The organism is Tunturibacter empetritectus (assembly GCF_040358985.1).
Taxonomy (GTDB): domain Bacteria; phylum Acidobacteriota; class Terriglobia; order Terriglobales; family Acidobacteriaceae; genus Edaphobacter; species Edaphobacter empetritectus.
Genome location: NZ_CP132932.1, coordinates 1,301,937 through 1,314,192, shown reverse-complemented (window position 1 = coordinate 1,314,192; position 12,256 = coordinate 1,301,937). Strand labels below are relative to the sequence as shown.

Genomic DNA, 12,256 nt, shown 5'->3' with positions numbered 1-12,256 from the left:
ACAATAGGAGGAGCGATGCGCGTATTCGTAACGGGAGCGACGGGATTCATTGGGACGGAGCTGGTGAAGGAGTTAATCGGATCAGGGCACCAGGTGCGTGGGCTTACCCGCAGTGATGCGGGCGTAGAGCAGTTGAAGGTTGTGGGTGCGGAGGTCCATCGCGGCAATCTGCAGGATCTCGACAGCCTGCGCAGTGGAGCGACGGGGATGGATGCCGTGGTGAACCTGGCGTTCAACCACGACGACTTTTCGAAGTTTGCGCAGAATGCGAAGGACGAGATTCAGGCGATTGAGGCGCTGGGATCGGTGCTCGAATCGGGCAAACTGCTGGTGGTGACCTCCGGGGTTGGACCCGGCGCGCCAGGCCAGGTGCGGAAAGAGTCTGATCCTGCAACAGATTCGTCTGCGATGCCGCGCAGGCCGGAACAGGCGGCGCAGGCGGTGGCGGCAAAGGGTGTGCATTTGGCGATTGTGCGTCTGCCGCAGGTGCATGACACGCGCAAGCAGGGGTTGGTGACGAGGTTGATTCAGATCGCGCGCGAGAAGGGTATTTCGGCGTATGTGGGCGATGGGACGAACCGGTGGGCGGCCGCTCCACTGAAGGATGTGGCGCATCTGTATCGGCTGGCGGTCGAGAGTAGTGGACCGGGCGTGACGACGTATCACGCGGTGCAGGAAGAGGGCGTGCCGCTGCGGGATATCGCGGAGACGGTCGGTAAGGGGCTGAAGGTGCCGGTGGTTTCGATCCCGGCGGAAAAGGCCGTCGAGCACTTCGGGATGTTCTTCGGACACGCTGCGTCGCAGGATATGCCGGGTTCGAGCGAGTGGACGCGCAAGACGCTGGGGTGGGAGCCGACCGGGCCGGGGATGATCGAGGATCTGACAAATATGAAGTACTTCTGATGAAGCTGCAGTGGGCAGGTTTGGACGACCGTGGTGATTTAAATGGAAAGGCCCCGGAGTTCTCCGGGGTGCTTCCTCCGCAACGGATTCGTTCTGGAAGGCCGGCTTCTCGTTATCTGCGTTTCTAACTGTGCGCTTCTAACTGTGCGCTTCTAACTGCGCGGCCCGCCTTCGATTCAGCCAGTACAGGGGTCAGATAGCGGAGAATGGCATTGCGCATCGCCTGCTGCAGGCGCGGGCGGGCATGAGGCGAGGCGACGGTCAGCTCGTCGAGGATTCCGCGGAAGATCATAAGGGCTACCTGCCCATGGTGGGCCGCTTCGGAGCGAGAGAGAGTGGGTAGCTCGCGGCGGAGGCGGGCCTCGATGAAGTCGACGAAGACCTGCCCAAGAACCTGTTTGTCTTCGCGGGCGGAAGGTGAGAGCGGTGCGTCGACCACGAGGGTGTGAAACTCGGGACGCTTCCGGTTGAAGCTCATGCAGACATTGATCAGTTCGCCGACGGCTTCTGTGAAGCTCAACACGCCTTCGGAGTCGATTGCGCGTTCTGCCTCGGCCATTTCGCGCGCGTACCTCGAGGCGAGTTCGCTGGCGATGGCTTCCTTATTGGGGAAAAACTGGTAAAGAGTAGCCGGAGATACGCCCGCCTCCGTGGCGATCGCGTTTGTGGTGGTCTGGTGGTAACCAAGACGACCGAAGACTGCGGCAGCGGCGCGGAGGAGAGCCTGCTGGCGCTCCTCGCCCCGAGCGTTGCGCTTGCGGTTTGGATCGAAGACGGTCACAGGAGGATTCTCGCAGAAAAGGAATCATATAAGTAAAAACTTGCATCCTTTCTTTGAATATAAGTATCTACTTGCATAGGAGGTGAACGATATGTTCACAGTGATGGGAATTACGGGCAAAGTTGGCGGCGCAGTGGCGGAGAATCTTCTTGCTGCGGGTAAAACGGTGCGGGGCGTGGTGCGCGATTTGGGGAAGGCGAAAGCCTGGGCTGATCGCGGTGTGGAGCTGGTGCAATCCGCGTATGACGACGCGGCGAGGCTCGCACGGGCGTTCTCGGGGGCAGAGGGTGTATTCGCGATGATTCCACCAGACTTTGCGCCTGCTCCCGGGCTGCCGGACCAGAAGCGTACGATTGAGGCGATCCGTGAGGCGCTTGAGCAGGCGAATCCTGGCAAGGCTGTGTTTCTTTCGTCTATCGGTTCGGAGCAGGCGAGCGGGCTAGGACTGATTACCTCGACCCACCTGATGGAAGAGGCTATGCGCACGCTGCCGATTCCTGTGGCGTATCTGCGCGGGGGTAGTTTCATGGAGAACTGGCTGGGAGCGTTGGACCACATCCGGGCGACGGGTGAGATGCCGTTCTTCTATGCGCCACTCGATCGCAAATTTCCGCTGGTCGCCACGCGAGACATCGGCATGGCTGGCGCCAAGGTGTTGCAGGAGACCTGGACGGGCGAGCGTGTGCTCGAGGTAGACGGGCCTGAGGGTGGAACCGATTTGCATGAAGCGGCGGCCGCGTTCGGCAAGGCGCTGGGCTGTGGGGTGAAGGCCGTGCAATTACCTGAGGCTGCGTGGCAGAACGTTTTGGAAGCGATGGGTACGCCGGCTGATCGGACCGGGCTCTACATGGAGATGGTGAAGAGCTTCAACTCGGGCTGGATCCACTTCGGCAATTCAGGAACAGAGAAATTCCACGGGCCGACGACGATCGAGGCGTTCGCACAGGAACAGGTCAAGTAAAGAGAACAGGCGCAGGAGCTCTTCGATGCAATAAATTCGGCATCTCGGAAGCGGCGTTAGCTTCCGAGATGCGCGCTTCTCGTTACTTCCGCGAGAACGCCGGAGTAGCCCTTTGCAAGATATTCTTCTTCTCGTCACTCAATATGCGGACGAGAGTCATGTCTTATGAAGACAGAAGACAGATAGTCCTCGCAACGCGTACAACGTCTTATCCAGTGACAACTAGCTCTTGCTCGTGATCTTCAGCGGAGTTCGTTGGTGTTATTGCGCACGGCACCGAAGACCGGGAGTATTGCCTTGGAGAGTAGCCCATCATGCGGCGGAAGGCCTTGCCGAAGGCACTCTCGGACTCGTAGCCAAGGGACTGCGCGATAGTGGAGAGCCCGTCACTGGAGTTCTTCAGGCGGTCGGCAGCCAAGAACATGCGCCAGCGGAGGAGGTACTCCATCGGCGTGGCACCAACGGTCTGGCGGAAGCGCAGAGAGAAGACTGAGCGCGACATACCGACACGTTCGGCCAGCAACTGGAGGGTCCAGGGATATCCCGGGTCGTTGTGCATGCTGGTGATGGCGATACTCATATGCTTGTCGGACAGCGCAGAGAGCCAGCCGGGCCCAGCGCTGGCGGCGTCAGCTAAGTGCAGGCGCAGGGCTTGAATGAGCATCATGTAGGCGAGTTGCTGCGCAATCAGCGAACCGCCGGGTTGTGGGTCGCGCAGTTCTTCGCGCAAGCGCTCGAGGGACCAGCGCATGGCGGCCTTGTCCGACTCGCGGCGTATGTGGACGATGGGCGGTAGAGAGTGCAGGAGCATCTCGGCGTGGCTGCCGGTGAACCGGAAGAAGCCGCCGGCCATGTATTGCGCCTCTTCGGGGATCTCCGGGAGGTCCTTGGCCTTGCTGAGGCGCGCCAACGCGAGGGTGTAGTGGACCGGTTCGAGCGAGAGATCCGCGGTGAGCTGGAACGACAACCCGCGCGGCAGAAGAAAACAGTCCCCGGCCTTTAGCAGGACGGGCTCCGGGACCTCCTCGACCAGCAGCCAACACTGGCCGGCAAGCATCGCGTAGCACTTGACGCCTTGATGCTTCGGGAAGTGAATCGCCATATCGTCAGGAACCACGAAGCCGCCGGAGTACAAGCTCTGCGGCTTCAGCAGGGCAAGAACCTCGGAGAGCGGATCCATACGCTGACTCGATTCGGCAGCCGGTTGCAGGAGCGGCGTCTCGGATCTCAGAGCCTCAAAGTTCGGGGTTTCGAGGTTCTGGCTTGGCAGGACGATTGAACCGATCATACGGACTCTCAGTATAGATCGTCCCAACACCAGGACCCATCTAGTAGTAGACGGCGCAGATTGGCCGCATCAAAACTTTAAGGAGACATCATCATGCGTATCTTTGTGACCGGAGCAACGGGGTTCATTGGTTCGGCGCTTGTTCCGGACTTGTTAGCGGCAGGGCATCAGGTGCTGGGCCTGACGCGTTCGGAGGAAGGCGCCGAGAAGCTGCGGGCGGCAGGCGCTGAGGTGCTTCATGGCAACCTCGAGGACCTCGACAGCCTGCGCAAGGGAGCAGCCGATTCGGAGGGCGTGATCCATCTGGCCTTCAACCATGACTTCTCGCAGTTTGAGAAGAACGCGGCTGACGAACGCAAGGCAATCGCGGCGCTGGGATATGTGCTGGTGGGTTCCGATCGGCCGTTCGTGGTCACCTCGGGTACTGCGATGGCAGCTAATGTGAACGGCAAGCCCTCGACCGAAGACAGCCCGATAGCGTCCTGGAACCCTCGCGTGGGGTTGGAGACGGCGGTGAAGGAGTTTACTGAGCGCGGCGTGAAGACCTCCATTGTTCGGCTCGCGCAGATTCATGACACGCGCAAGCAAGGGCTGGTGCCCTACGTCACGGCCGCGGCACGAGAGAAGCGGGTGTCGGCCTACATCGGCGATGGCAGCAATAGCTGGCCGGCGGCACACGTCTCGGACACGGCGCGGCTCTACCGCTTGGCGTTTGAGAGGGCGGAGCGGGGCGCGATCTATCACGCGGTCGACGAAGAGGGCGTTTCGATGAAGACTATCGCCGAAGCGCTGGGCCGCGGGCTGAAGGTGCCGGTGGTCAGCATCACGCCCGAGGAGACTGCGGCGCACTTCGGCTGGCTGGCTCCCTTCGCCGGGCTCAATATGCCATCCTCCAGCGCTATCACGCAACAGAAGCTGAACTGGAAGCCAACGGGGCCGGGCCTGATCGCCGACCTGGACGGCATGGACTACACGCAGGCCTGAGTCATCGACGGCGCACCGGCGGCTACAGCAGATTGCCGGTGCGCTTTGCGTTGATAGATCTCATTAACTTCGACCACAATTTGTATATGGCAGGAGCATCTGCACGACTGATCAGTAATATGTCGGCTTAGCTGAGTGAGCGTCAGACCGTTTGAGTGGAGTTCAGGCAGGCTGTGTGACTGCGGGTTTTGGCTCCATCCAGATTTTGCCTACTGCCATCAGGACTACCAGCATGGCGGCGCATAGGGCGAAGACCCGGCGCACGCCGATGTAGTGGGTGAGGATGCCGGAGAGGACGAGGCCTGAGATCTGAGCGGTGAAGATGATGGACATGAAGGTGGAACCTACGCGACCCATCAGCTCCGGGGGCGTTGCTTTTTGAAAGAGGGTTTGGGAGGGGACGATGATGCCGGCGACGGAGAAGCCGATGATGAGGTTGCCGAGGATGGTCGACCAGAGGTGGGGCAGTAGCGTGAGTATGACGAGGCCGACCGCGATGCCGCAGAGGCCGGAGTAGACGAGGAGGGTGTCCTTCAGCTTCTTGCCGAAGGTGTTGAGGCCGTTGATGCCGAGGAGCATCCCGAGGCCGATCATCGCTGAGGCGATGGCGAAGGATTTGGTCGAGGCGTGGAGGGAGTCGCGCACGTAGATGGCGATTAACGGGCCAAAGCAGCCGAGAACAAACATACCCGCTGCCATGGCGAGGATGACGAACAATAGAGCGGCGTGGTGCAGGATGAAGTTGAAGCCCTGCTTCATGTCGAGCCACACTTTGCCGATGGCGGATGCGTCCGCGGCATGGGGTGTTGGTGCGGCTGCCTTCGGTCCGGGTGCGAGGAAGGAGACGGAGGCGATGAGTAATGCGGAGCCAATGAAGCTGGCGGAGTCGAAGGCGTAGCAGCTGACGGCTCCCATGTAGGAGACCATGAGGCCTGCGATGGCGGGGCCTACGATACGCATACCGAACATGACCTGCTGCATGAGCGCGTTCGCGGAGCGGAGACCGTGCAGCGGGACTGCGGAGCGGATGGCGACCCCTTGTGCGGGGCCGAAGAAGCTGGAGATGACGCTGATGGCGGCGAGGATGGCGTAGTAGTGCCAGATCTGCGTGGCGAAGAGGAGCAGGAGACAGAGGCCTGCGCGGATGGAGTCGCTTGAGACCATGGTGGGTTTGAGGGGCCAGCGGTCGACGAAGACTCCGGCAAGGATGCCGAGGACCGCAATGGGCAGCATATAGGCGATTTGCACGCCCGTAACCTGCTGAGCGGTGGCGTGGAGCTTAAAGGTGAGGACGTTGATGACGGCGAAGAGGGCGAGGAAGTCGCCGAAGACGGAGATGACCTGGGCGTACCAGAGGCGACGCATCATGGAGATGCGGAGGACATCTCTCATGGATAGAGGTGCTGGGAGTTCGGGATCGATGACGGGATTCTGCTGGGCCGCGGCCGGATTGGCGGTTGTGCTCATCGGAGTTCCTCTCGGGTGTTGCATGGTACGGGGTCAAGTGGGATTAGACTCCAGAGTTTTGCATGGCGTCTGTCTGGAGATCTACTTGGGAAATCTTTCTGGGACTATGGCAATTTGCCTGATGGTGTAGAGACTGCAAAACGCAGATTCCCTTCGGGAATGACAAACAAAAGGCCAAGACGACTCTACCTCAGCTTCGGCGTTGCTCTATGTCCAGGAATCTACTGTCACGAACGCTATCTTGGGTTGATTTTGGTAGTGGTGAAGAATCAGTGCTGTAGCTTCGACGCTGGGCAGACGTGGTTGGCCTAGACCAGCCTGTCCGCCGTCGTGCAGCACGATATTGGATGAACGGTTTTGGCGTTGGTTGCGGAGAATTCCACGGAGGGTTCGGTCTGCGATCTCGCGTGGGGAGAGGGGCTTCCAATCGCCGGGAAGGATGTTCCACTGAACGGGGGTGAGGCCTAGCTCGTGGGCCATGCGGAGGACTGCGGGGCGACGGGCGCCGTGGGGGGCGCGGAAGTAACGGACGGGGATGCCGAGCGCGTCTTCAATGGCGGCGTTGCAGCGGGTGAGCTCTTCGCGGATGCGGGCGGGCGACTGCCATGCCAGCCAGGGATGGGTCATGGTGTGGTTGCCAATGAGATGTCCCGCGGCTGCGATGGCGCGGGTAATGGCGGGGCGCTGCTGGACATAACGGCCGATGAGGAAGAAGGTGGCGCGGGTCTGATGGCGGGCGAGGGTTTCGAGCAGGCGTTCGGTGACGATGTCGTTGGGGCCGTCGTCGTAGGTGAGGGCGATCTGGTTGGGATTATCGCCGGCGATGAGCAGCTTGCCGAAGAGTTGAGACTGAGCGGAGAGCGCGGCGTAGGTGAGGGTGGCTGCGGCGGTAGCGGCCGCGGTGAGAAGGGCGGTGGTGGCTATTTGAGTTTGTGTCATGCCCCGTATCTGCATTATAGGGAATCGACCCTGAGTCGATGGGGTTGAAGGGGGAGCGCGGCTGAGTTGCGGTGTGGGCGTCTGAGATCTGGCAGGTAACGGAAAGCAGGTAACGGAAGATCGATTGCTTTCCTGCATTCAAGTTCCTACTATTGGCCGCACCAAAATTGACACTTGCTTCCAGGCTCCGGGGAAAGACTCGTTCCCGGGCAGTCAGGCTGAGGATTTTTATTCGCGGCGTGCCTGTCCGCATTGCAGCCGATATACCTCTCGCGAAGACACCAGAGGAGTTCGTCGTCTGCGCTCCGCCTTAGCTTCTCTCACGTTTGAAATCAAGGAGAAAGACTGTATGAAGCTGCCAATGAGTTTTCGATGCACCGTGCTGCCCCTGTTGTTTTTTGGTCTCGCAGGCAGCGTTGCTGTTACGGCCTCTGCGCAGGAAAAGACGATTGCGAGTCAGAAGATATTAACGATTCAGCGGGAGTACACCAAGCCGGGCAAGGAGGGTGCAGCCCATGAGAAGAGCGAGGCTGCGTTTTCCAAGGCGATGGCGGATGCGAAGGTGACGGACCACTATTACGCCCTTACGTCTCTTTCAGGCCGGCCGAGAGTTCTGTTTCTCAGTACCTATCCGAGCTTTGCGGAGATTGAAGCTGAGCGCAAGAAGGTGAATGGCAACGCGTCTCTTTCTGCGGAGCTTGATCGGGCGAATGAGGCGGATGGGGATCTGCTTGCGGAGACGAACTCCAGCATGTGGATACGAAGGGACGATATGAGTCTGAACCAGGGATATCGGGTGGGAGCTCGCTATGAGGAGTTGACGCAGTTTGTGGTTCGGCCGGGCCACATGGGCGAGTGGACAGAGTTGGTGAAGCTGGTGATCGGCGCGTACAAAAAGGGCGTTCCGGATGCTCACTGGGGAACCTACGAGATGGTTTATGGCGGGGGGAGCACGTTCCTGGTGATTACGACGCTGAGGTCCGGGGAGGAGATCGACTCGAACTTCGCGAAGGATCCTAAGTTCATCGAGGCGCTGGGGCCAGAGGGATTGAAGAGGCTGGAGGCGTTGGAGGCTTCGTGCGTCGAGTCGAGACAGTCGAATCTGTTTCGGATCGCACCGACGATGAGCTACCCGCCAGAGCAGTTGGTGCAGGCTGAGCCGGATTTCTGGACGCCGAAGCCGTAGGTGCCGGGAGAGTCACGGTTGCTAAAGGAAGAGCCCTGCGCTGGCTGGCGTGGGGCTCTTTTTTTTTCGCTTTTCGTCTTACGGCGGCTTGCGCTGGAGCGGCTGCGCGGGATCAGGCGGGTATGTCGAAGCCTATGTCCCGCATCATTTGATCGGTGACTTCGTAGTTCTGCTCAGCGTCCGGCATGACGTCTCTGCCTGAGTCCTCGTGGCCGAAGGAGTGGAGGTAGAGGCCGGCTTTGAGGAAGGCTCCACGAAGTTTTACTGCGTCTGGAAAGGCAACTTTCAAGAGATTTTCTTCCTGTGTGATGTCGATCACAGGCTGGTATTGAAGGATGTATCCGCCGGCGTGTTCTGGGTCTGGATGAAGCTTGAATCTGACTGGGTAGGTGTTCATCATCTGTAGAGTACCTTCTCCTTCGATGCCGGATCGGAGTCGGCAGGCCCAGTGTTTTGGAGGTTATTTCTTTGCGTGAGCTTTGAGGAGCGCGAGGACCTCTTCGGCGTGGCCTTCGGGTTTGACCTCTTCGAAGATGTGGAGGAGGCGCTGGCCTTTTCCTATGTCTGGACCGATGAGGTAGGTAGTGCGTTTGACACCTTTGACGAGCTTGCCGTACATGTTCTTGGGCTTGACGAGGTTGTAACGATTGATGAGCTCCATGTCGGGGTCGGCGAGGAGATCGTAGGGGAGGTCGTACTTGTCTTTGAACTTCTTCTGGTCTTTAACGGTGTCGCGGGAGATGCCGAGGACGACGATGCCTTGCTTCTGGAACTTCTCGAAGGCGTCGCGGAAGCCACAGGACTCGATGGTGCAGCCTGGGGTGTCGGCGCGGGGGTAGAAGAAGAGGACCACAGGCTTGCCCTTGAAGTCGGTGAGGGAGACTTCTTTGCCGTCTTGGTTTTGGAGGGTGAAGTTTTCTACGACGTCGTTGATTTGCATGCTGGCCTCTTGTTGTCTGAGATGAAGTTTATCGCTTGCGCAGTTTCCGCCGGATGGTTGCGCTCGTTACTTCGCGGAACAGTCTTTGCGTCCGGTGTCTGCTACGCTGGCGATCAACCATTTGCCATCCTTGCGGACGAGGTTGAAGAGATCGGTTCCGCAATGATCCACTTTACCGTCGACTAAGAACTCGAACGGGGCCCAGACGACGGCGAGGTCGTTGTCGATGCGTATGAGCGGATCGTGGATGCGTTCTTCGATCTTTGTGGTGCCGGGTTTTCCTACTCGGGTGGCAAAGTCCTCGAATGTCATCTGGGTTGGCTTGCCGTCTCGCATTAGAACCATCGTGCCGCCGGGGAGGGTTGGCTCCTTAATGGCTGCTGCGTCTCGCTTGGCCATGCCGTCGAACATAGCTGTTACGGGAGCAAGAACTGCCTGCTCTTCTGTTGTGGTGGCGTGTAACAGAGCGGGCACTAACACGGTTGCGATTGTTACGGCGATAGACAAAACCAAACACAGTTTAGGTGTCTTCATGGCTCCCGATTCTAAACCTTGAGTTAGAGGGAGTTGGATAGATCTCAAAATTGAAGGCGTTACAAGCAGTTAAGTGAAGCTGGTGTCTCGGTATTTGATAGGCTCAGACTTCTTTCTGACGTTTTCGTATTTGGTCTTTATGCCGGCTTGACTTTAGAGGATGAAGTTCTCTCCTTTGTCGCCTGAATTCATGAGATCTTCTCCTGTCGAAGCGGTTCATTTTTTTGATTGAGCTGCGCGTATTCAACTTCGTTCACAAAATATGCTGCGAAGACAAGGACTTGATGAGGATCGAGGCCCTGAGCCATTGCGTCCTGGACAGAGGGCCATTCGGATGCAATCTTCCGAAAGTCTGTCTCTGCAATGAGCTTAGTAAAAGCGCTCAAAATCTCCGAGCAGGAGCGACGACAAAAGGCTGGCCATGGTTCATTGAGTTTGCGCTCTTTCGAATCAGCACTGAGCCAGTACATTTCACAAGTGCCGGTAGAGAGGCGAAGTTGAAACTGCCCTCCAAGGCAAGCGTATCCAAGAGCCTCTGCTTTAGCGAGAGCACTGGGGAAACAATCAAGTTGCCACGCATACTCGCTACCGCTTTGCGCTGCGCCAATTGTCATCTCTGGCGGAAGATTGTCAGGCTTGATCATGGGTTCTTTTCAAAGCAATGAGATTGTAGGCAACGCAGAGTATCAGGCTGGGGCCATAGAAGCCAGAGTCTTTTCGAGGGAGGCGGAGTCGGAGACGTGGGAGGCGTGCTGGTTTTTGTCGATCTTGTGGACGAGGCCGGAGAGGACTTTGCCGGGGCCTACTTCGATGAAATGGGTGGCGCCCTCGGCGATGAGGAGCTGCATGCACTCGACCCAGCGGACGGAGCCGGTGACCTGACGGATGAGGCAGTCGGGGACTTCGGCGCGGCGGTGGACGAGACGGGCGTCTACGTTGGAGGCGACGGGGAAGGCGGGGTCATGAAAGGTGACGGCTTCGAGGGTGGAGGTGAGGGACAGTTGGGCGGGCTGCATGAGGGCGCAGTGGAATGGGGCGCTGACCTGAAGCATGATGGCGCGCTTGGCTCCAGCTTGTTTGCAGAGATCGGCCGCGCGCTCGACGGCTGCTGCGGCGCCGGAGATGACGGTCTGATCGGGGGAGTTGAGGTTGGCGGGTGAGACTACGGCGTCGTTGGGGGAGAAGTCTTTTGCGGCGGGGTCGTTGGGGAGGGGTGTGAGGTCGTCGGAGACCTGGGCGCAGATGTCGTTGATGAGGTCGGCGGAGAGGCCGAGGATGGCGGCCATGGCCCCGACGCCGGGGGGGACGGCTTGTTGCATGAACTGGCCACGGGAGCGAACGGTGCGGACGGCTTCGGTGAAGGAGAGGGTGCCGGCGGCGACATGGGCGGAGTACTCGCCGAGGGAGTGGCCGGCGGCTAAGGCGGGGCCGGGGAGGCCTTTTTCTGCGAGGGCTTCGGTAAAGACACGGGCGGCTGCTACGGAGACGGTGAGGATGGCGGGCTGGGTGTGCTCGGTGAGCTTGAGCTGGTCTTCGGGGCCTTCGAAGATGAGTTGGGAGAGGGGGAAGCCGAGGGCCTGGTCGGCCTCGTCGAAGATGGCGCGGGCGGTGGGGAAGTTGTCGTAGAGATCGCGGCCCATGCCTACGGATTGCGAGCCTTGGCCGGGGAAGAGAAGAGCTAGTTTAGTCATCGTGATTATCGTAAATCAGGGTGCGGACTGCTCGCTGAACGAGGAATTCAGGCTTGTGAACAATTATTTCGGTCCTAACTGCCGTTCGCGGGTATCTGAATATTGGAAGGGTAGAGATCATGTTCAAAAAAATCGCTGTGGCCTTCGATGAATCGCCTGAGGCGGGACGAGCGTTTCATTCTGCGCTGAATCTGGCCAAATTTTCTTCGGCCGAACTTCACCTGATCACAGTGCTTGAGGGCTTTCCGGCCTATATGAGTTATGTTGCGGCGGTGGCTCCTGATGTGCCGGTTTTGTTGAAGAACGAAAAGCGGAATTTTTATACGGATCTGCAGGGCAAGGCAAGGGCGGAGGCAGACCGGGCTGGGGTGCGTGTCGTTCCGGAGATCGCTGAGGGAGATGTGGCGGCGGAGTTGTTACGAGTGATTGAGGCGATCAGACCGGATTTGTTGGTGGTTGGTCTTTGCCATCACCAAGGTCCTGTGGGGCGATTGATGGGTCGAACGGCGCACTACATCGCGGTCCATGCCAAGTGCAATCTGCTGGGAGTTCATTGAGGAGTTTTTGAGTTGATTACAACTT

The 12,256-nt window shown here is 59.0% G+C and carries 14 protein-coding genes; 5 read left to right on the top strand and 9 right to left on the bottom strand.

Annotated features, from left to right (window positions below):
* Nucleotides 1-15: 15 nt before the first annotated feature.
* The gene (locus tag RBB75_RS05365; protein ID WP_179639663.1) at nucleotides 16-903 is read left to right on the top strand and encodes an SDR family oxidoreductase; all 888 of its coding nucleotides are present in this window, start codon (nucleotides 16-18) and stop codon (nucleotides 901-903) included.
* Between the two features lie 124 nt (nucleotides 904-1,027).
* On the opposite strand, the gene RBB75_RS05360 is transcribed toward RBB75_RS05365, so the two are convergent.
* Nucleotides 1,028-1,684, bottom strand: coding sequence for a TetR/AcrR family transcriptional regulator (locus RBB75_RS05360; protein ID WP_179639662.1), 657 nt, complete (start codon nucleotides 1,682-1,684; stop codon nucleotides 1,028-1,030).
* Between the two features lie 91 nt (nucleotides 1,685-1,775).
* Here RBB75_RS05360 and RBB75_RS05355 point away from each other — a divergent pair, with 91 nt between their 5' ends.
* Nucleotides 1,776-2,645: an NmrA family NAD(P)-binding protein gene (locus RBB75_RS05355; RefSeq protein WP_179639661.1), complete on the top strand. Its 870-nt coding sequence runs from the start codon at nucleotides 1,776-1,778 to the stop codon at nucleotides 2,643-2,645.
* 208 nt (nucleotides 2,646-2,853) lie between these two features.
* Here RBB75_RS05355 and RBB75_RS05350 read toward each other — a convergent pair whose 3' ends face one another.
* Nucleotides 2,854-3,933, bottom strand: a complete 1,080-nt coding sequence (locus RBB75_RS05350; protein WP_257031185.1) for an AraC family transcriptional regulator — start codon at nucleotides 3,931-3,933, stop codon at nucleotides 2,854-2,856.
* A gap of 93 nt (nucleotides 3,934-4,026) precedes the next feature.
* On the opposite strand from RBB75_RS05350, the gene RBB75_RS05345 reads away from it, so the two are divergent.
* The gene (locus tag RBB75_RS05345; protein ID WP_353069791.1) at nucleotides 4,027-4,917 is read left to right on the top strand and encodes an SDR family oxidoreductase; all 891 of its coding nucleotides are present in this window, start codon (nucleotides 4,027-4,029) and stop codon (nucleotides 4,915-4,917) included.
* A gap of 162 nt (nucleotides 4,918-5,079) precedes the next feature.
* On the opposite strand, the gene RBB75_RS05340 is transcribed toward RBB75_RS05345, so the two are convergent.
* Together RBB75_RS05340 and RBB75_RS05335 are read right to left on the bottom strand one after the other, a co-directional pair.
* Nucleotides 5,080-6,384 (bottom strand): MFS transporter, encoded by a 1,305-nt coding sequence (locus tag RBB75_RS05340; protein ID WP_353069790.1) that lies wholly within the window; start codon nucleotides 6,382-6,384, stop codon nucleotides 5,080-5,082.
* A gap of 207 nt (nucleotides 6,385-6,591) precedes the next feature.
* On the bottom strand, nucleotides 6,592-7,323 hold the full coding sequence (locus tag RBB75_RS05335) for a polysaccharide deacetylase family protein (protein WP_353069789.1): 732 nt from the start codon (nucleotides 7,321-7,323) through the stop codon (nucleotides 6,592-6,594).
* Nucleotides 7,324-7,672: 349 nt separating this feature from the next.
* Here RBB75_RS05335 and RBB75_RS05330 point away from each other — a divergent pair, with 349 nt between their 5' ends.
* Entirely contained in the window at nucleotides 7,673-8,509 is an 837-nt protein-coding gene (locus RBB75_RS05330; RefSeq protein ID WP_179639657.1) for a hypothetical protein, read from the top strand.
* 112 nt (nucleotides 8,510-8,621) lie between these two features.
* Here the strand turns inward: RBB75_RS05330 and RBB75_RS05325 are convergent, their stop codons facing one another.
* The 5 genes from RBB75_RS05325 to fabD all read right to left on the bottom strand — a co-directional run bounded on the left by RBB75_RS05325 (nucleotide 8,622) and on the right by fabD (nucleotide 11,674).
* Complete coding sequence (locus RBB75_RS05325; RefSeq protein ID WP_179639656.1) at nucleotides 8,622-8,909, bottom strand: hypothetical protein; 288 nt, start codon at nucleotides 8,907-8,909, stop codon at nucleotides 8,622-8,624.
* Nucleotides 8,910-8,969: 60 nt separating this feature from the next.
* Nucleotides 8,970-9,449, bottom strand: a complete 480-nt coding sequence (locus tag RBB75_RS05320; RefSeq protein ID WP_179639655.1) for a peroxiredoxin — start codon at nucleotides 9,447-9,449, stop codon at nucleotides 8,970-8,972.
* Between the two features lie 66 nt (nucleotides 9,450-9,515).
* Nucleotides 9,516-9,983, bottom strand: a complete 468-nt coding sequence (locus RBB75_RS05315) for a nuclear transport factor 2 family protein (RefSeq protein ID WP_353069788.1) — start codon at nucleotides 9,981-9,983, stop codon at nucleotides 9,516-9,518.
* Between the two features lie 188 nt (nucleotides 9,984-10,171).
* Entirely contained in the window at nucleotides 10,172-10,627 is a 456-nt protein-coding gene (locus RBB75_RS05310; protein ID WP_353069787.1) for a hypothetical protein, read from the bottom strand.
* Between the two features lie 42 nt (nucleotides 10,628-10,669).
* Nucleotides 10,670-11,674: an ACP S-malonyltransferase gene (gene fabD / locus RBB75_RS05305; protein WP_353069786.1), complete on the bottom strand. Its 1,005-nt coding sequence runs from the start codon at nucleotides 11,672-11,674 to the stop codon at nucleotides 10,670-10,672.
* A gap of 119 nt (nucleotides 11,675-11,793) precedes the next feature.
* Between fabD and RBB75_RS05300 the strand changes: the two genes are divergently transcribed.
* Complete coding sequence (locus RBB75_RS05300; protein WP_179639651.1) at nucleotides 11,794-12,231, top strand: universal stress protein; 438 nt, start codon at nucleotides 11,794-11,796, stop codon at nucleotides 12,229-12,231.
* Nucleotides 12,232-12,256: the final 25 nt, after the last annotated feature.

Coding starts and splice junctions, on each gene's coding strand:
- RBB75_RS05350 (WP_257031185.1), bottom strand. CDS start 3,933: ATGATCGGTTCAATCGTCCTGCCAAGCCAGAACCTCGAAACCCCGAAC.
- RBB75_RS05330 (WP_179639657.1), top strand. CDS start 7,673: ATGAAGCTGCCAATGAGTTTTCGATGCACCGTGCTGCCCCTGTTGTTT.
- RBB75_RS05345 (WP_353069791.1), top strand. CDS start 4,027: ATGCGTATCTTTGTGACCGGAGCAACGGGGTTCATTGGTTCGGCGCTT.
- RBB75_RS05325 (WP_179639656.1), bottom strand. CDS start 8,909: ATGATGAACACCTACCCAGTCAGATTCAAGCTTCATCCAGACCCAGAA.
- RBB75_RS05340 (WP_353069790.1), bottom strand. CDS start 6,384: ATGAGCACAACCGCCAATCCGGCCGCGGCCCAGCAGAATCCCGTCATC.
- RBB75_RS05300 (WP_179639651.1), top strand. CDS start 11,794: ATGTTCAAAAAAATCGCTGTGGCCTTCGATGAATCGCCTGAGGCGGGA.
- RBB75_RS05355 (WP_179639661.1), top strand. CDS start 1,776: ATGTTCACAGTGATGGGAATTACGGGCAAAGTTGGCGGCGCAGTGGCG.
- RBB75_RS05315 (WP_353069788.1), bottom strand. CDS start 9,983: ATGAAGACACCTAAACTGTGTTTGGTTTTGTCTATCGCCGTAACAATC.
- RBB75_RS05320 (WP_179639655.1), bottom strand. CDS start 9,449: ATGCAAATCAACGACGTCGTAGAAAACTTCACCCTCCAAAACCAAGAC.
- fabD (WP_353069786.1), bottom strand. CDS start 11,674: ATGACTAAACTAGCTCTTCTCTTCCCCGGCCAAGGCTCGCAATCCGTA.
- RBB75_RS05335 (WP_353069789.1), bottom strand. CDS start 7,323: ATGACACAAACTCAAATAGCCACCACCGCCCTTCTCACCGCGGCCGCT.
- RBB75_RS05365 (WP_179639663.1), top strand. CDS start 16: ATGCGCGTATTCGTAACGGGAGCGACGGGATTCATTGGGACGGAGCTG.
- RBB75_RS05310 (WP_353069787.1), bottom strand. CDS start 10,627: ATGATCAAGCCTGACAATCTTCCGCCAGAGATGACAATTGGCGCAGCG.